The organism is Streptomyces sp. NPDC047982 (assembly GCF_043204165.1).
Lineage (GTDB): Bacteria > Actinomycetota > Actinomycetes > Streptomycetales > Streptomycetaceae > Streptomyces.
On record NZ_JBIDBS010000011.1, the window covers coordinates 16,663 to 33,633 of the forward strand.

General features: G+C 63.4%; 16 protein-coding genes. 11 read left to right on the forward strand and 5 right to left on the reverse strand.

The features are described 5' to 3' along the window. Positions 1–108 precede the first annotated feature (108 nt). The 11 genes from ACGF2V_RS15670 (at position 109) to ACGF2V_RS15720 (ending at position 10,859) form a co-directional block, all read left to right on the forward strand. Positions 109–576, forward strand: coding sequence for a hypothetical protein (locus ACGF2V_RS15670; RefSeq protein WP_362710341.1), 468 nt, complete (start codon positions 109–111; stop codon positions 574–576). Next, positions 576–2,882: a hypothetical protein gene (locus ACGF2V_RS15675; RefSeq protein WP_362710337.1), complete on the forward strand. Its 2,307-nt coding sequence runs from the start codon at positions 576–578 to the stop codon at positions 2,880–2,882. Before ACGF2V_RS15670 ends, ACGF2V_RS15675 begins: the two co-directional genes overlap by 1 nt. Before the next feature lie 117 nt (positions 2,883–2,999). Continuing rightward, positions 3,000–3,500: a hypothetical protein gene (locus ACGF2V_RS15680; RefSeq protein WP_362710334.1), complete on the forward strand. Its 501-nt coding sequence runs from the start codon at positions 3,000–3,002 to the stop codon at positions 3,498–3,500. A 618-nt stretch (positions 3,501–4,118) separates the two neighbouring features. Further along, on the forward strand, positions 4,119–4,415 hold the full coding sequence (locus ACGF2V_RS15685; protein ID WP_362710332.1) for a hypothetical protein: 297 nt from the start codon (positions 4,119–4,121) through the stop codon (positions 4,413–4,415). Between the two features lie 3 nt (positions 4,416–4,418). After that, positions 4,419–5,048 carry a hypothetical protein gene (locus ACGF2V_RS15690; protein ID WP_362710329.1) on the forward strand — a complete coding sequence of 210 codons (630 nt, stop codon included), beginning with the start codon at positions 4,419–4,421 and terminating at the stop codon, positions 5,046–5,048. Positions 5,049–5,736: 688 nt separating this feature from the next. Further along, entirely contained in the window at positions 5,737–6,339 is a 603-nt protein-coding gene (locus tag ACGF2V_RS15695) for a hypothetical protein (protein ID WP_392912286.1), read from the forward strand. Between the two features lie 71 nt (positions 6,340–6,410). Beyond that, entirely contained in the window at positions 6,411–6,698 is a 288-nt protein-coding gene (locus ACGF2V_RS15700) for a transposase (RefSeq protein WP_362710327.1), read from the forward strand. 53 nt (positions 6,699–6,751) lie between these two features. Further along, on the forward strand, positions 6,752–7,717 hold the full coding sequence (locus ACGF2V_RS15705) for an IS3 family transposase (protein WP_362710356.1): 966 nt from the start codon (positions 6,752–6,754) through the stop codon (positions 7,715–7,717). 78 nt (positions 7,718–7,795) lie between these two features. Further along, positions 7,796–8,242, forward strand: a complete 447-nt coding sequence (locus ACGF2V_RS15710) for a hypothetical protein (protein WP_362710325.1) — start codon at positions 7,796–7,798, stop codon at positions 8,240–8,242. Beyond that, the gene (locus tag ACGF2V_RS15715; protein ID WP_362710323.1) at positions 8,242–10,323 is read left to right on the forward strand and encodes a hypothetical protein; all 2,082 of its coding nucleotides are present in this window, start codon (positions 8,242–8,244) and stop codon (positions 10,321–10,323) included. The genes ACGF2V_RS15710 and ACGF2V_RS15715 overlap by 1 nt, the downstream gene beginning before the upstream one ends. Beyond that, the gene (locus tag ACGF2V_RS15720) at positions 10,320–10,859 is read left to right on the forward strand and encodes a hypothetical protein (protein WP_362710320.1); all 540 of its coding nucleotides are present in this window, start codon (positions 10,320–10,322) and stop codon (positions 10,857–10,859) included. Before ACGF2V_RS15715 ends, ACGF2V_RS15720 begins: the two co-directional genes overlap by 4 nt. Before the next feature lie 363 nt (positions 10,860–11,222). Here the strand turns inward: ACGF2V_RS15720 and ACGF2V_RS15725 are convergent, their stop codons facing one another. From ACGF2V_RS15725 to mycP, 5 genes are all read right to left on the reverse strand, one after another. Beyond that, entirely contained in the window at positions 11,223–11,522 is a 300-nt protein-coding gene (locus ACGF2V_RS15725) for a WXG100 family type VII secretion target (protein ID WP_362618609.1), read from the reverse strand. A gap of 64 nt (positions 11,523–11,586) precedes the next feature. Continuing rightward, a complete protein-coding gene (locus ACGF2V_RS15730) occupies positions 11,587–11,946 on the reverse strand; it encodes a WXG100 family type VII secretion target (RefSeq protein ID WP_362618611.1) in 360 nt (119 codons plus the stop codon). 77 nt (positions 11,947–12,023) lie between these two features. Continuing rightward, a complete protein-coding gene (locus tag ACGF2V_RS15735; RefSeq protein WP_362618613.1) occupies positions 12,024–13,280 on the reverse strand; it encodes a S8 family serine peptidase in 1,257 nt (418 codons plus the stop codon). A gap of 1,790 nt (positions 13,281–15,070) precedes the next feature. Continuing rightward, complete coding sequence (locus ACGF2V_RS15740) at positions 15,071–15,514, reverse strand: hypothetical protein (protein WP_362618616.1); 444 nt, start codon at positions 15,512–15,514, stop codon at positions 15,071–15,073. A gap of 189 nt (positions 15,515–15,703) precedes the next feature. Next, positions 15,704–16,963 (reverse strand): type VII secretion-associated serine protease mycosin, encoded by a 1,260-nt coding sequence (mycP, locus tag ACGF2V_RS15745; RefSeq protein WP_362710317.1) that lies wholly within the window; start codon positions 16,961–16,963, stop codon positions 15,704–15,706. Positions 16,964–16,971 lie beyond the last annotated feature (8 nt).

Here is a 16,971-nt window from a genome sequence, read left to right on the forward strand (position 1 = left end):
TCCCGCTCCCCCCTCGCCCCGCACCTCGCGGGCAGCGGCTGCGGCTGCCCGTCTCAGCAGAGATTCCGAAAGTCCGGCGTTCCCGGCACACACTGGAGGGTTCCGCGCATGGCATGGGCCGAGTGGGAGCAACTGAAGGCCGATGCGGCCAACAAGAGCGGCGCACAGATGCAGCTCAATAAAGCCGCACCTACAGGCGGCGGCGGGCAGGGCGACCTGAAGGTCGATCAGACCGACCTCTCGGCCGTCCGTGACGAGGCCTCCAAGTTGCACGGGCGCTTGTGGAAAGAGGGCCGTGTCGCAGTGCCCACCAGCGAGACAGCAGCAAGCGACCTCACCACCCAAGGACTGGAGCTAGGCGGCGCCCTCCAGCACGTGGCGGATCGGTGGGACAGACAGCTCAAGTCCCTTAGTGACGCCTGCGGGCACATAGCGAACCACGTGGACTTCACCAAATATGTGCACAACAGCGACGATCAGTACGTGAGGAGCAACATCAGCAGTATCGCCTCGCTCGACCAGGGATTCGACGACGACTACGCACCCAAGGGCAAGACGAACAAGGCGGACAACTGATGGATTTCGAAACGCTGCGCTTCGCCAAGTTCGGACTGCTGGACGAGGCCATCACCGACTGGTCGACCATGGTGACCAACCTTGCCGATCTGGAAAAGGACGCCCGGGAAGGCCTCAAGGCGAAAGCCGACAAAGCCAACTGGGCGGGCGACAACGCCAACGTCACCAGAGAGTTCGTCGGCAAGACGGTGCACGAGTTCGATGACGCCCACAAGCAGGCCAAGTCCTTGTGGAGCATCCTCAAGGACGTGCGTGACGAACTGAAGGGCTACCACAGCCAACTCAACGCGGCCCTGGAACGCGCACGTGGAAAGAACCTGACGGTCACCACCACCGGCGGTGGTGGCTTTACGGTCACGATGAACATCCACCCGGACCACGCTGCCAAGGGGGCAACCGTCCCCGACCACAGCCAGAGCGATGTCACCGCCCTACGGGACGAGATCCAGAAGATTCTCAACGAAGCGACCGAGAGCGATCACACGGCCGCCGTCGCCCTCAAGGCACTCTCGGACCAGGCCGACATAGGATTCACGGGGGCCGAGTACAAGGACCGGGACTCTGCGGCCGACGCGATCAAGAAGGCCGACCAGCTGTCCGCGATCGCGAAGAAGGATCCGGAAGATCTCACCGCCAAGGAATTCGACCAGCTGAATGCCGGACTCAAGAAGATGGCGGGCGACGAGCTCTTCGCCGCACGCTTCACGGAGAAGCTGAAAGCCAAGGGGACGTTGGATTTCTGGGCGGGGTTGAACGATCCCCGTCTGACCTATGAGATAGGTCGAGAAAGGGTCGACCAGTACGACGAGCTGCAGAAGAACCTGAGTCTCACACTGGCTACCGCCACCCAGAGCGACAGCCGAGGAATGATGGACTGGAAACGCGAGATGGTGGATCTCGGCAGCCAGCCTGTCTCAAAGCACTCGGGCACCCTGGGTTTCCAGGTGATGAGCAACCTCATGCGGTGGGGGAACTATGACGACCAGTTCCTCAAGAGCTACGGAAGCGAGCTGATCAAGACCGAGAAGAAACTCACCGACAATGGGAGCCACGGGGCCTGGCTACATACGGGAATCGATCCCCTTCTCAATCGAACCGGCACGGATTCCGGAACTGACCCGATGACCGGCTTCATGAAGGCTCTTTCGAACAGCCCCGACGCCGCGACGGACTTCTTCAGCGACACGTTCGTGACCAAGGACGAGGATCACGACTTCGAGGAAGACGCCGACAAGAACGGAAAGAACGAGAAGAGGGAGCTCAGCAACTTCGACTACCTCTTCGAGGAGCGGGACTGGCCCAAGGACCAGAACGACAAGGGCAAGGACAGCGTCACTGGTCGGAACGCCATGGCCTTGGCTCTGGAAGCGGCGACGACCGGCCATCCGGCAGGTGAAATTCCTACAGCTGACACTCCGGCACATAACCCGCAGCAGGCAAAGCTGATGGAAAGTCTTGTTGCCTCGATCTCCGAGGACAGCAAGCGTTTGACCGATCACAGCTACATGGGTGACAGTATCGGCCAGATCTCGTCCGAATATCTGCCCGATATAAACCGGGCAATGGCAGACGACCCAGAGATCCTAAAGGAGGGAGATAACGGAGACGTCAGCAAACTCTTCCCGATCTCGGGAAATCCGGCGGAGATGAACCACAGAGACACCACTCGTTTCCTGCTGGCAGTCGGTCAGACGCCTGAGGGTTACGCCCAGGTCGAACTCGGACAAAAGCAATACATGGCGAACCTCATGGACTATCATTTGAACCCCGATTTGCCTGCAGACCAGCGATTCTCTTCGGACAAGAACCTGACCGTGTCACAGATCGCCTATGGCTCGGGAGAAATTGCAGGAACGCTGGCCATCGGGCGGCAAGAGGAAGTTGCGGGCGCCGCCGAGGAAAAAGACAAAGCCTACGCTCACGCAATGACTCAAACAAAGGGCGCCATCTCGGGAGGTATCGGGATCGGTATCGGCGTGGGCACATCGTTCATTGCCACCCCTGCCGTTGGCGCCGCGGTAGGAGGCGCAGCGGGCACCGTGAGCGGAATGCTCCTTGAGCGAATCTTCAAGGATTACGAGGGGGAAGCAAAGAGCGAGGCAGGAGCGGTCATGGCCGAGCATTGGGAAAATGGACGCGACAATAACTTGAAACACAGTCAAGAAGCGGTGATTCTGGCGGCAAAGGCTCATGGAATACCGTTGGAGGACCTTGCCACATACGCCCGCACCGGCGCACGCGACGGATTCACGGATGCAGGCCCCAATACCACGGCGATGGGGCCCGACCTGAAGACAGACATTTAGATCAACACTCTCTTCTTTCAGGTGATAACCAATCCGTCCACCATCAGCCCAGGGATGAGAGAATTGACAGGCCATAGCGCACGCCTCATTTCCCGCAGAGGGGTGCAAAGAACTGCAGTGTTTACAGCTTTTGCGAGCCTCGCGCTCGTGAGCTGCTCAGACGAGGCAGAGCGCGAGTACAGAGTACCGAACGCCCTGTGTGGCACATCAGTATCGACCGAATTGTTGTCTCCCTTTCTCCCTCCAGGGAAGAAGGTATCGGAGAAATCCTTGACACCCGCGGACGGGATCGCGCGCTGCCAGGTTCTGGTGGACGGCGAGATCGCGCTGGTGGTCAGCCGGGAATGGTGGAGCGACAAGCCCAACCTGACAGAAATCGCACAGGGGCAGGCCTACGTAGAGCTCGAGAATTTCTCGGACGACGGAAGGTACATCCATTCCGAGCGAGGCGCGGTAGGGAAGGCGGATTGCGCAAGACCAGTCAAACCCGGCAACGAGCTGTTCACCGTGGTGCAGGTACCCGAGCCTGGTAGAGCAAATGCTGACGCGGTGAAGGCCCTCATCACGGGGTACACGGAGAGTATGAGCTCCTCGGATCAGTGCACGCGCAATGAGTGACATGATTCAACGAGGCTATCCCCTCTGCTGCGATCGACTTCCAAGAGAGGAACGGCAGTAATCAGCCGTAAAGTCGGACGATCCGCCGCAGCCTGGGCTGCCGGGGCGGCCTTGCTTCTACAGACGGGGTGGGGCAGCGATGACAGCAAATCCACTGCGCTGAGCGCGCAGCAGATAGAGGCTGCGCTGCCGGGTGGTGCGGCCATGCCGGTCTGGACGGTTTCCGAGGAGCCCGAGGCAATTCTCATCAATAGCACGCACAAGCAGCGTGTGCCCCAATGAGGGCAACAAGGGCTGCGAGGACGCTCGTTTCTATGGCCTCTCGACCTTCCAGCGCGACGACAAGAACGACAATGCCTACTTCTAAATCGCAGCCTACAAGGACGAGCAGACAGCCGAGACGGCATACGACGCTCTCTGGAAGAGCAACAGCCGGGGCCCAGGGCCGAAAGCTAAGAACCTGGATCTCGGCGGGCTCGGAGAAGAGAGCAACGCTTGTGTCGGCACTGTGGATTTTAGGGGCGAGCCGGGTGCGGTGGCACAGGTGCGGGTCGGCAGCGCTGTCTGCATAGGTACCGCCCCGATGGTCGGCCCGGGTGGAGTCATCGCGGGGGGGGCGTGGCCGGTACTGCCGCGAATGAAATTATCGGAGCTTCCACGGAAGGCCTGATGAAGGACAGTTCGGGGGAGGTCATCTACAGCAACGGCCAGGAGATGGACGCGACGAAGGAATCGACCTACAAGCTTGTCGAAAAGGCTGCGCAGTTGGCCGGCGAGCGGTCAGGAAACTCCTCTCCGAACATCGTCGCTTCCGTGGCGCCCGCAGCAGAAGAGGGGTTCAACAACGCAAGCACCAACATCCGCTCCTCTCTCGACGGCGAAGGCATGCCGAGGAAGCTCGAGGAGAAGAAGTAGTTCATGACCAAGAGCAAAGATTCAGTGATTGCAGCAAGCCTGGCGGCCGCCGTGGCTCTGGCAGCCGGAGGTGCCTACCTGCTTGAGTTCCCACCGTTCGAAGGCACAAGGACCATCGAAGCAGGCGAGATATGCAAGAACCTCGGCTCTTCGGAAAAAGCCGTCCCAGCCCTCAGAGGAATAGCTCCCCCGAGATCTAAATACTCGTTCGTCGAACAGGAGAACCAAGGGAAGATCACCTACTTCTCCGGCTGTCATGGTGTGGCAGAAGACGCGGAGTTCCTCGTCACCAGAACCGAGTACACCACGCTGAGCGGGACCTTCGAGACGTGGGTCGAGGGCCCGGCAAGCCACATGGTCGACACGGAAAACCCCAAGAACTTCACCAGGTTCGGCACGGGCAGCACGGACACGTGGGGAGTCGTGTCGAAGGACAAGGCGGCTGTGTCCACCCCCTGCTTCGCCGATAAGAAGCAGAGTCTCACCACCATTGTCCTGCTGAGGGATGCGGCAGAACAGGATGGGACGAGGGACTCGCACCGCGAAGAATTGGTCGACCTGGTCAACAGCGCAGCGGAATTCGCCCACCAGGACGCAGGCTGTACTCTGCCTCTCGAACTCGATCAGGGATAGCCGCGAAGAAGAGCGACGAGAGCTCCCCGGGCGTGTCGAACAGACGCAGCATGGCGACACCCCGTCCGCGACGCTCAGCCGCTGAACGTGGGCCGCGGAGGAACCAAGCAACGTAGAGCCAGGGTCGGCGTTCGGCTGACGGCTGGTGAGCCTCGCGTGCCGCGTTCGAGTCGTTGGATGTGTCCGCCAGCGCATCATTTCGGGGCGTCTCGCACAACGATGACAGTGAGGGCCTGACACCCCTGCCCATAGCCGTCTCTCCAAGCAGACAGCTATCGACTTCGATGACCTCAAGTCGGATGGAACATGCAGTCCGAGTGGGGAGAATTCCTCCAGCTTCTGGGGGACAGCAGAGTGTCCCGGAGGCATAGCGATCGCCCAATATACCGCGAGCCCGGAACAGGGAGGCGCGAGGCCTGAATTTACTGTCGCGCCACCTACGGCACGAGAGTACGCAGATCTGCGCACCTTCGCTGAGCAGTCAGCAAAATGTCACGGCTGCACAGGTCTCAAATTCCCCTCCGCGCCCACCAGATAATACTCGTCCCGCACTCCGAGAGGGAATTCAGTGATCACCTCTGATATAATAATTCGCCCATTGTTGATCGATGAGTACTTTTAGGAGCTCCGGCATGACGGCTGTGGGGGCACGAGACGCAGGGCCCGGGCGTGTAGGAACAGGGGGTCGTTGACGGCGATGGTTGTGTTCATTTTTCTCCTGGCTGCGACACTCGTTGCGATGGGTTGCCTCAAGGCGGACCGTGTCCGTGCCTGGCGCCGGTCCTTCAACCCTTCGGCACCCGAACTTCCAGATTCTGCCTTCGTTGTCGGTCGCATCTTCCTCTTCGGGATGGCGGGCATCGGCGCCTATACGGCCTTTCATTTCATGGCTGTCTCCGCCAACTCGGAGTGGAGCGATGACGAATTGGCCAGTGCGGTCAGCCAGGCCACGACCGCGTTGGACGGTGCGTCCCGCTTCGGCGACATCTTCGGTGACGACAGCGGCTTCAATGACGAGTACGCGAAGATGATCGAGGACGAAGTCATTGAACACGGCGGCGGTGGTGCTCCGCAGACTGGCGTGGACGCCGCCCCCGCAGACACGAACAAGGCCTCCGACGCCCGCTACACAGTCAGTGCGTCCGGCGCGGCCGCAGCCTTCTGTCTGCACGTCGAACGCGTGAGGTCGAAGGATGGCGACTGGGAGCCCCCTGGCGTGGCAGGCGGCGCCGGGACGGTGACCGTTCCGAGTTACGACTTCACGGTGACAAGCCGCGAGGGTGAGTGCTGAGTTGAAGTTGCCCCGGTTTGATGGACAACCTTTCACTTTGGGACACTGGGTCCCGCAAGGAAGAGTTCATCGTGCCAAGGGCGCGTCCGGCCTACCAACCGGAGTTCCGTCGCCAGATAGTCGAGCTGGTTCGGACTGGCCGGTCGCCGGAGGAGCCGGCGAAGGAGTTCGAGCCGTCCGCCCAGACCATCCGCACCTGGGCCAACCAGGACTGGGTGGATACAGGGGAGCGCCCCGGTCTGACCAGCGACGAGAGGGAGGAACTCGCCCAGCTGCACCGCGAGGTCAAGCATCTGCGTGAGGAGAAGGAGATCCTCCGCAAGGCCACGGTTTCCTTCGCCCGGGAGACCAGCCGGTGATCTGCAACCGGCTGATCGACGAGCACGCGGCACACCACCACGACGTCTCCCTCATGGCCCGGCTGCTGGGGCAGGGCTACCACGCCTGGAAGGACCGCGCCCCCTCTCGCCGGCAGCGGGAGGACGCCGAGCTCACGGAGAAGATCCGCGGGCACCACGAGCGGTCCCACGGGACCTACGGAGCCCAGCGCGTCCACGCGGACCTGCGCGAGATCGACGGCCTGTTGGTCGGGCGCAAGCGCGTCGCCCGCCTGATGCGCAAGGCCGGGCTGACAGGCGTGCACCGCCGCACCGGCCGGGCCTCGCTCACCCGCCAGGACCGGCAGGCCACGGCCACCCCCGACCTGATCGGCCGCGAATTCACCGCGAGCGCGCCGAACCTGCGACCCGACGCCACGCCGAGCAGGCCCTCTTCGCCTACATCGAAGGCTTCTATAGCCCCTAGCGCCGCCATTCAACGAACGGCCAGCTCACCCCAGCCGAGTACGAACGTCGTCACGCCGCGAAGACACCACACAGAGTGCACTGCGCACCCGCATAGCTCGCAAGCCCATCAGTGTCTGCCAGACCGGGGCAACTTCACTCGGGACATAGGTCAGGGTGGGCACCTCCCGTGCGTGCTCGCCCTGCCCCGTGTTCTCCTCACGGAGCCAGGGGCAAACCCGCGCCCGCCTGAACTATCAAGATCGGACTCTAGGAAACTCGGGGCAGCTCGCCTGTCAGCTTCGCTCCGAGCCGGCCTGGCCGAAAACGGTCCGGGCTCACAAGCCAACTGTCCGCTTCGCACTGCTTCGGCCTGCGCAGACATCGCCGTGCCCACCGACCGCACCGCGTCCACCGCTTCTGGGCTTCATCCACGACTTGTCCGCCAGGGTCCGCGCTCGTCGGTGCGGGACTCACATGCTGGGCCTACGAGGCGAACCAGACCGTCGGCTGCCCGGTTCGAGTCGTGCTCGTCGGCACGGTACGAGGATCGGCCGACCACCGAGTGGACACTAAACTTGCGTCAAGTTCGGTAGTACGGACAGTGTTTCGAGCGGCAGATCGAAACTTCTCAACCAGCTCAGCGGTACAGGTTGCACGGGGAAAGGGGTCTGATGACCTGGGACGAGTGGGAGCAGCTCAAGACGACGGCTGTCGAGAAGCGCTCAGCGGCGATGCAGCTGAACCGTGTACCGGAAGACCCAAGCATGACCGCGCCCGGACATGACCTGAGGGTCAGTCAACAGGATCTCGCGGCCGTCGGTGACGCCGCGTTCCGGCTCTTCGACAATCTGGGCAAGTGCGGCCGTGACGCCTGGTCCATCAGCCAAACAGCCGCGAAGGATCTGAGCACCCAGGGTTTCGCGCTGGGCGACGCGCTCAACCATGTGCAGGAGCTCTGGGAGAAGCAGCTCAAGACCCTGCTTGACGCCTGCGCGCACATTTCCAATCACATGGACTTCACCCAGGGTGCACACGCCGGTGACGAGTACTACATCCACGACATCGTGAGCAGCATCTCGACGTTGGACGACGGATTCACTGAGAGGACGCAGCGCTGATGGACTTCGAAACGCTGCGCCAGGGCGACTTCGGCCAGCTCGGCCAGGCCATCACTGCCTGGAACGGAATGGTGGGCAAACTCGAAACGCTGGAATCGGACGCACGGGACGATCTGAAGGCAAAGGCGGACAAGGCCAACTGGGCCGGTCTGAATGCCTCGATCTCGCGTGAGTTCATCACCAAGACGGCGGGGGAATTCTCCGATGCCCGTACACAGGCGAAGACCATCCACGACATCCTCAAGGACACCCGCGACGAGCTGGTGAGCTACAAGGAGCAGTTGGATCAGGCCTTGGAACGGGGCCGCAAGAAGAACCTCACGGTGACCCAGACCCTCGGTGGCGGCTTCGCCGTGACGATGCTCATCCATCCGGACGGCGCTGCCGAGGGCCACGAGGTTCCGGCCCACTCCCCGCAGGACATGGAGCACCTGCGGGACGATGTGCAGCGCATCTTGAACCGGGCGACCGAGAGCGACACGACGGCGGCAACCGTTCTTCGCGCCATCGTCGACCAGGCCGAGGTCGGCTTCTCGGGTGCCTCGTACGGCGACCGTGACACTGCGATCGACGCCCTGCGCAAGGCGGAGGAAGCGGCCAAGCTCCTCAAGGAGAAGGGCGACGAGATGTCGCCCGCGGAGTTCCAGAAGCTGAACCGTTTGCTCGGCTCGTACAAGAACGACCCGTTGTTCCAGGAGAAGTTCGCCACGCAGCTGGGTCCGAAGGCGACGCTGGAGTTCTGGGCGGATCTGTCGAGCTTGGACAGTCCGAATGACCTGACCCGCACGCAGCTCAACCAGCTCGGCGAGTTCCAGAAGAACCTGGGTCACGTCCTCGGCGGCGCCACTCAGTCGGACAGCCCTGCCATGCGGCAGTGGGAGAACAACATGCTGAAGTTCGCGGGCGAGCGGTACAACACCCGCGCAGGCGATGTCTGGGGCTTCCAGATCATGAGCAACCTCATGCGCACGGGCGACTACGACGACCAGTTCCTCAACAAGTACGGCAACAACCTGGTTGCCAAGGAGAAGGAGATGAGGCTGCCGGGCAATTACTGGAACCAGCAGCCGAAGCCGAAGCTGAACTTCATCGGCGACGAGGAGTTCGGCCGCGACCCGATGACGGGCTTCCTCACGGCACTTGCCAACAGCCCGGATGCCTCTACTGACTTCTTCAACGCCAAGGAGCCGCAGGACAACGCGCAGTGGGTGCTGAAAACCCGCCCGTATCCCGACGACTCGCCGCTGAAAGATGGCCCGAACGAGGCCAAGGACGCGCTCGGCAAGGCCATGTTCGCGGCCGTCTCGGGCGTGTCCGACCCGAAGGATTCCGACGCGAAGTTCCTGCCGCACTCACCGGAGCAGCGGGAGGCCATGAAGCGCTCCCTCGGATTCCTCTCCAGCATGGGCAACGACTTCCCGCCCGAACTGCGCGACGACATGGCACTGGCCATGGGCAACCACGGCGACTGGGTGCACAAGGCGATGAGCGATCCGGTGTCACGCCACGAGCTCGACTCGGGGCAGCTGATGGAGGTCAGCAAGCAGATCTCGCGGAACAGGGACGCTTACGGCGAGCTCGTCAGGCAGATGCACGGAGCGGTCGTGGCCGACATCTACACGGAGAAGGCGCACCCGGAAGACAGCCTGGACCGCGCCGGCCGCACCATCGGCTTCCTGGAGGAGGCCCGCTACCAGGCCACCAACGACGAGAAGGGCCAGAAGCTCGCCGACGCCTCGTGGGAGAAGGCCGGGAGGTACCACGTCATCGGCGGCCTCGTCACACCGTTGCCACTGGCCGGCGACGCTGTCCAGCGCCTCGTGGACGTGGTCACGTCGAAGATGCTGGAGGACGAGCAGAACAAGATCAACGGCCAGGCGAGCGCGGACCACCAGGAGACGTACAGTCGGCGTACCCGGGAGCTCCAGCAGATCGCGGACATCTGGTACCAGGAGAACACAAAGTGGGCCGAGGATCCGACCCACGAGGGCTACTCACAGGACCACGGCGTCTACAAGCAGATCGGGGAAGCCGCCAACGACGGCAACAAGAAGGCCGAAGGAGTGGCGGGCGTCCAATGACCGGGAAGACATCACGGCGCCTCACCGCCTCGGCCCTTGTCTGCTGCCTCGCGCTGTCCCTCACCGCGTGTGGCGGGGGACGCGAGTACACCGTTCCGCAGGAGGCGTGCGGCCTCCCGATCAGCGAAAAGGCGCTCGACCCGTTCCTGGTGGATGGGAAGAAGTTCCAGATCCTGGGCGAGCCGCTGGCCACGGGTGTGGGCAACTGCGCCATTTGGGTGGACAATTGGCTCGTGGTCAACCTCGCACTCGAAAAGGTCGATAAGCTCTACGACCCGATGGACGAGTCGGAGGAGTTTCGCTTCAAGAACCGGGCAAAGGTGGCGGACCTGCCGTTCGACGGACTGGGCGCGGTGGGTGACTTCAACGCCATGGTCAGCACGCAGTGCGAGGCGCCCGATGCCAAGTACGTCATCGTGTACGTCGAGGTCAGTCTCAAGTCCACCGGCGATGTCTCGCGGCGGCGCGAGAACATCGAGTCCTACGCCGTCGACGTCGTACCGAAGGTGAAGAAGGCTCTCGGTTGCACGGTCTGACACCACGCCCCGTAGCCGGATCTCGTGGAATACGGCTACGGGGCGTGAGTCATCGGGGGGATTGTTCCAGCCGACCTGCGGACTGAAGCTCCCCTCTGAACCTGGACAGCAGGCAGAGAGGCTGCGGGGGCTGGTTGCAACAAGGTCCGCGCCTCGAGTGAGCTGGCGTGCCCGTACTCGGGGTGCTTACGGAGCCTGGTGCAATTGCATGCGATCTCGACGATGCGGAAGACGTCAGCTCGGGCGTGAGCCTGCGAGTTGATGCTGCTCCGGGCGCTGCACTGTGCTCGGCTTGGTGTTCGGGACACAGGTCAGGGTGGGCACCTCCCGTGCGTGCCCACCCTGACTGTGTTCTGGCGAGACTTACTCGAAGTTGGCCCTCGCCCGCTTGTCGCCGGCGTGGTAGGCAGCTCCGGCCTCGCGCACCTTGCGGGAGATCTCGCTCAGGGCGTCGCGAATCGCAATGGCGTCGTTGTCCCAGCCCTGCTGAGCGGTGTCATAGGCACTCTTGGCTTCGCCCACCCAGAGCTCGGACACATTGGCGATCATTCGCTTGATGGACGCAAGGTCCTCTTGGAGCTGCTTACTCTGCCGGTCGATGGCGCCGGCTGCGAGATCCAGGCTCGAGTAAGTGACAACCATCGTGCCGTCGTTGTTCGGCATGCGGTCCTCCCGTGGTATCCAGGTTCGGTTTGAAGACTTCGTACGTGGTAAAGGCGCGGCAAGATCAGAGGTTGTTGATGCTCGAGGCCCTGGCCTCCGCGGTCGCGTCACCCGAGTAGCCGCTGACGACGTCGACGCCCTGGAGGGCCTGCCTGACCTCGTCTTCGGTGTTACCCGAAATAGTCCGGGCCGCCTTGATAGCCTCCTGGAAGTTGAGGAGCCGATTGGCGATGCTGACCATCTTCCGGTTTACCTCCTCCTGCTTCGTGTTGAAGGCGCTGGCGCCGATGCCCTTCCAATGGCCTTCGAGGCTGTCGATCGTCGCCTGCAACGTCTTCAGCTGGCCCTTCACGGAGTCGAACCGCGTGGACAGCTCACCCTCCAGCTTGAGGAGAGCGGCATCTGAGAGCTTCTGATCAGCCATGTTTTCGGCTTCCTTTCTGGTGCTCTTGTTCGTCCGGCTTCACTTGCCGGTGGGTACGGGCGAAGAACATGGGTCGGTCAGGCGGTACGGCGCTTACGGACGAGCGCGAAGGCTCCCCCGCCGAGCACGATTACCGCTGCCACTCCGCCGAGGACCAGACCCAGTTGGCTGTTGTCGTCCTTCTCAGCGCTGGAGCTTGCCATGGCAGCGTCATCAGCCTTCTCGTTCTTGCCGGGCTGTGACGAAGCTGATGCAGACGGGGCAGGGGAGGCTGAGGAGCCGGACGTCTGCTCCTTGGTGAGAGGGCTGATGTCCGGGTCGCCAGGGTCTCCCTTGCCCTTCAGGATGTTCATGGAGGGGCGGATCAGGCCGTGGCCGAGGTACTTGCTGAGCGTGCCCTTCTCCCAGTCACGGCTGGCGGTATCGAAGAGAACGTTGAGGACTTGGTTCGCAGTCCAGTCCGGGTGGGCGGACCACACCAGGGCCGCGGAGGCTGATGCGATGGCGGTGGCCGCACTCGTTCCGCCATCGCCGTCGCAATAGCTTTGAAATGTGGTGTCGCACCAACGTGGGATGTCATTGCCAGGAGCAGCGATATCTACGATGTTCCCGTTTTGGGAGTACTCGGCCACCTTGCCCTTACGGTCAGCCGAGGAGACACCAACGACCTGCGGGTACGCGGCAGGATATTGCTCCCTATTGCTTCCCTCCGCATTGTTCCCTACACCCGCAAAGAACAGTTTTCCCTTGCTCTGGGCGTACTTGACAGCTTCTCTTTCTTCCCTGCCTGGAAAATCGCTGGCGAACGACATGTTGATGATCTGCGCGTCGCTGTCCGCCGCGGCTCGGATAGCATCCTCGGTATCATGCGCATTCACCGAATGCTCGTTCTGGAACTCCGTATCGGTGATCCGCATTGGGATGATCTTCGCACCTGGGGCGAGGCCTTGCAGGCCCCCGCCCTTACCTGTTCCAGCAATCAGCTCAGCCATGGTGGTGCCGTGGCCTTCGTAATCGTCCGTCTCGTCGCCCTCGGCACCTGTGGCATCAAGCCCTTTCAGGACCTGTCCCTTAAGAGACGGCGTCGATGAGTTGACACCCGTGTCGATGACAGCAACCTTAATGCCCTCACCCGTGGTGACCTTCCACATCTCCTCGGCCTGCATCGCGCTGAGGTACCACTGCTTCGATTGCACGTCTGCGGCCACCGCGGAGGGAACAGCTCCTGCAAATCCCACGCTCCAGGCAGCGGCCACAGCCACCGTGCCGAGCAGGCGTCCTCGCGATCCGAGAGGCATGCGGCGTTTCCGGGTCTGACTCATTCCTGCTGTCATCCTGACTTCCGAACTTCCCTGCACCTACTCGACCACCGGTGGTGCGACTCCACGCCGTCCGACCTCCCACGTCTCTCTGTCTTCCGTCAGGTAGTCCGGACGCGGCGTTCCCCCGTCCTGGTCCTCGTTGTTAGAGCCCTTTCGGCCTGCAGGTCCACGCACGAGGCCTGCACCTCCAGCGGTGAAGCCCTTTACGCCGCCGGATCCGGCAGCACCACCACGAGGCGTACCCACGACTCCGTTCGTGCTGGGAGTGCCTCGTCCACCAGGCCGAGGCGCGCTGTTCGCTCCCCCGGTTCCGATCACTCCCCGCGGGTTGGCAGCACCGGAAGAGCCGCGCGTTTGTGCTGCACCTCCTGCCCCGATGACCGTGCCACGCGAAACACCACGGGCTCCCCCAGGCATACCCGTGCCTGGGGCGGCACGTTGCGGAGTTCCGCCTACGATGCCGCTTGCCCGCCCAGCACGCGGACCGGAGGTTCCGGATGTACCTCCATGGCCTCCTGCCACGGGTCTTCCACCAGTCACACCGGACCGGCCAACAGGGGACTGCACCCCGCTGCCGCGTCCGGATGTGCCTGAGGCAGTGCCTCCGCCCATCGGAGACGGACGCCCCACCGGGGCTCCGGCGCGACCATTCGCTGCCGGCCCGCTGCCAGTGGAACCCGCGGCTCTGGATGCGCCGCCCCCGGGCTGCCCGACTGCCCTGGGCACGCCTGCTGATCCCTGGGACCACCGCGAGCTACCTGCCACAGGGTTCACAAAGCCATTCGCCATGGGCGGAGTCGAGCCTCCGCCGGGGCCCGTAGGACCTGTGGCTGGGGAAGCTGGAGATGTATTGGGAGCGGTCGCTGGAGCCGGTGGAGTGGCCACACTGTTGATCTCTGTCGAGGTGCTCGTGTCCAGCACGGGTGCAGTTCCGAGCGCCTCAATTGCAGCTTGGCTGCCAGTGCCTGTGGCGCGCAAGGTGGTTGCACTGCCAGTTGTGGCCTGCTCTGAGCTCTCTCGTGGCGTGCCGCTCCCTATCGCCTCAGAGCCTGCTGATGAGTTGCCGGAGTCAATAGGCGTTTCAATGCGCCCCTGCGGCCGCGGCATCGCAACATCAAGCCGCTTATCAAACCGCGGCGGCTCCTGCGCCGCCAGCGTCTGCTCCGAGACCGCGTAGTACGACGCGAGTCGGTTCGCCTGGTTGATCGCCTCCTGGCGGTGCTTCTCGGCCTGCACCGCCGCGGCGTACTCCGGGTTGCCCTCGATCCGTTTCGGGGCCTCGATGTCCTCGGGGGACTTGCGGCTGACACGGTTGTCGCGGGGCGGCAGTGAGTTGCGTACCGAGGCGAGGCCCGTGCCCGCGACCGTGATCTGAGTGCCGGCCGTCTGCGCGAACTCGCCGAGCTTCCTAGCGTGGGCGACCAAGCCGTTGCCCCAGTCCCGGAAGGCGATGCCCGATTCGCCCTCCCAGTGGACAGCCTTGATGAAGTCGCCCAACTCCTGTGCGGCCTCGTTGATCGCGGTCCTGGCCTTCAGTAGCGCCTCACCTGCGTTTTCGAGGTGCTCCGGGTTGGAGTTCTCGATCAGGTCGATCATCGCGTTGAGCTCATGGCCCTCAAAAGATGTCCGCCCCGAGGAGCCGGGCCCCCGGAAGCCGAACACCTTCAGGGTGCCCTCGAGCTGCCGGTTGACGTCGGTGATGAGCAACTGGCCCTGGACGCGTACCTGATCCTGCTGCTGCTGTTCCTGCGGAGTCAGTTCCGGCTGAGACTCGGAACCCGGTTCCGGCTTCTTCGGTTCGCTCATTCGGCTGCCCACCCCGAGTCGCTCTGCTTGTCAGCGTTCCGCTCAGGCGTGTCCGTCTTCTCGGCCTGCGCCTTCTCGCGCTCAGCGTCCAAACGCACCTGGATCTCGTAGAACCGCCGCCGCACGTCGTCCTCCACGTTGTCGAAACCCACAGCCGCCGCGTGCACGCCGAGGCTCAGGTACTCGATCTGGTCGCCCAGGGACTTCGAGAGCGTGACGAGCGACTCGTGGACGCGGTTGTACTGCGTGTAGAGCCCGTCCGCTTCCGCGAAGCACGTGTTCTGACCGCTCAAGGAGGCGCGCGACACCGTCTGTGCCGCGATGTTCGACTTGCCGGCTGCCGAACCCTCGAATTCCGCCAGCAACGCGTTCACGCGCTTCTGGAACTGCTCGAGGGCGCCTACGCCGCGCTGGAGATCCCCGCTCGTACCGTCGGTCACGATACTGCCCTTCCCCGATTCCCCGTTTACTCAGGCCGTCTCGCGTTGCTATCGCACCCGTGTGAACAGGCCTGGCCCCATAACGTCAACTTTAGCCACTGGCACTGACATGACCAACTCACTTGCCCATCGGGTGACTTCTCGGACTGACGTGATCGACATGTTCGAGCCCCAATCGTCGCCGCAATGTCAGGTACCGCTCATTCGCCCCGCGTGCCCGGACCGCCGTCGCATGTCGCGCAAGGCCACAGCCGCACCCGCTATGGCGGCGACCAGTACGCCCCCGCCCACCACCACGTAGGTCGCCAGGCGGGCGTTGCGTTCGTCCGCTGTCTCGCCCAGCTGGAGGGCGGCCGGAACCGGTGCTTCCCCCTTGCTCACGCCCTCGTGCGCCACCGGGCGTTCGATGGGTTTGTCGTCCTCGGTCAGGGCGCGCACCGGGTCGACGACGCCCCAGCCGACCCGGCTGTCGTGGCCCGCGATCGAGCGTTCCGCCGTCTGCTGGATCTGGGCGACGATCTGATCCTGCGTCCAGTCCTTGTGCTTGGCCTTGATGAGGGCGGCGACTCCCGCGACGTACGGGGCCGAGAAACTGGTGCCGTTGTCGGCGCAGTGTCCGCCGCCGGGGACCGTCGAGACCATGTCCACACCGGGGGCGGCCACGCCCACGAAATCGCCGGACTGGGAGAAGGCGGCCCGTTCGTTGTTGCGGTCCGACGAGGCCACTGCCAGGACACCCTCGTACGAGGCCGGGTAGGTCTCCTTGACGTTTCCGCCCAACCCGTCGTTGCCGGCCGAGGCGACGATCACGATCTCCTTGGCCAGAGCAGCGTCAACCGCTTGCTCGAGGACGGGATCGGGCTTCACCGCGTTGGCCGTGTCCTGGGAGATGTTGATGATGTCGGCGTCCGCCTCGTTGGCGGCGTAGCGGATGGAACGGGCCAGTGACTCCGCCGTTCCGTGGCCCTCGGCGTCGTTCTGCTGGATCGGGATGATCACCGCGTCCGGAGCGAGGCCGGTGAAGCCGGTGCCCTTCATCTCTCGCGCGGCGATGATTCCGGCGACCTTGGTGCCGTGGCCGACCACGTCGGTGGTGCCATTCTCCTTGCCGCGCTCGATCTTGCTGCCGTTGTCGTCCTTGAGGTCCTTCGGCAGGAAGTTGCGGCCGCTCCCGGTATCCACGGCCTTGGTCAGCTGAGGATTCTTGACGTCGACGCCGGTATCGATGACCGCGACCCGTACACCCTTGCCGGTGGACTGCTTCCACAGCTCGTCCAGCAGAACGCGCTGCAATGCCCAGGGCCGGCCCGGGTAGTTCTTCGAAGGGAAGGTGCACTGGGAGGAATCGTCCGCGGCCGCGGGCGGTACCGGCAGCGTGACGAAGAGGACGGCGATGGCGGCTGCGGCTGTCAGCAAACGCCGGGGGCGAGGAGAGGGATGCGTCGTCACGTGGTCGC

Bases quoted from the DNA above. Each gene is read 5' to 3' on its own strand.
- ACGF2V_RS15670 (WP_362710341.1), top strand. From the start codon at position 109: ATGGCATGGGCCGAGTGGGAGCAACTGAAGGCCGATGCGGCCAACAAG.
- ACGF2V_RS15675 (WP_362710337.1), top strand. From the start codon at position 576: ATGGATTTCGAAACGCTGCGCTTCGCCAAGTTCGGACTGCTGGACGAG.
- ACGF2V_RS15690 (WP_362710329.1), top strand. From the start codon at position 4,419: ATGACCAAGAGCAAAGATTCAGTGATTGCAGCAAGCCTGGCGGCCGCC.
- ACGF2V_RS15705 (WP_362710356.1), top strand. From the start codon at position 6,752: ATGGCCCGGCTGCTGGGGCAGGGCTACCACGCCTGGAAGGACCGCGCC.
- ACGF2V_RS15710 (WP_362710325.1), top strand. From the start codon at position 7,796: ATGACCTGGGACGAGTGGGAGCAGCTCAAGACGACGGCTGTCGAGAAG.
- ACGF2V_RS15715 (WP_362710323.1), top strand. From the start codon at position 8,242: ATGGACTTCGAAACGCTGCGCCAGGGCGACTTCGGCCAGCTCGGCCAG.
- ACGF2V_RS15720 (WP_362710320.1), top strand. From the start codon at position 10,320: ATGACCGGGAAGACATCACGGCGCCTCACCGCCTCGGCCCTTGTCTGC.
- ACGF2V_RS15725 (WP_362618609.1), bottom strand. From the start codon at position 11,522: ATGCCGAACAACGACGGCACGATGGTTGTCACTTACTCGAGCCTGGAT.
- ACGF2V_RS15730 (WP_362618611.1), bottom strand. From the start codon at position 11,946: ATGGCTGATCAGAAGCTCTCAGATGCCGCTCTCCTCAAGCTGGAGGGT.
- ACGF2V_RS15735 (WP_362618613.1), bottom strand. From the start codon at position 13,280: ATGACAGCAGGAATGAGTCAGACCCGGAAACGCCGCATGCCTCTCGGA.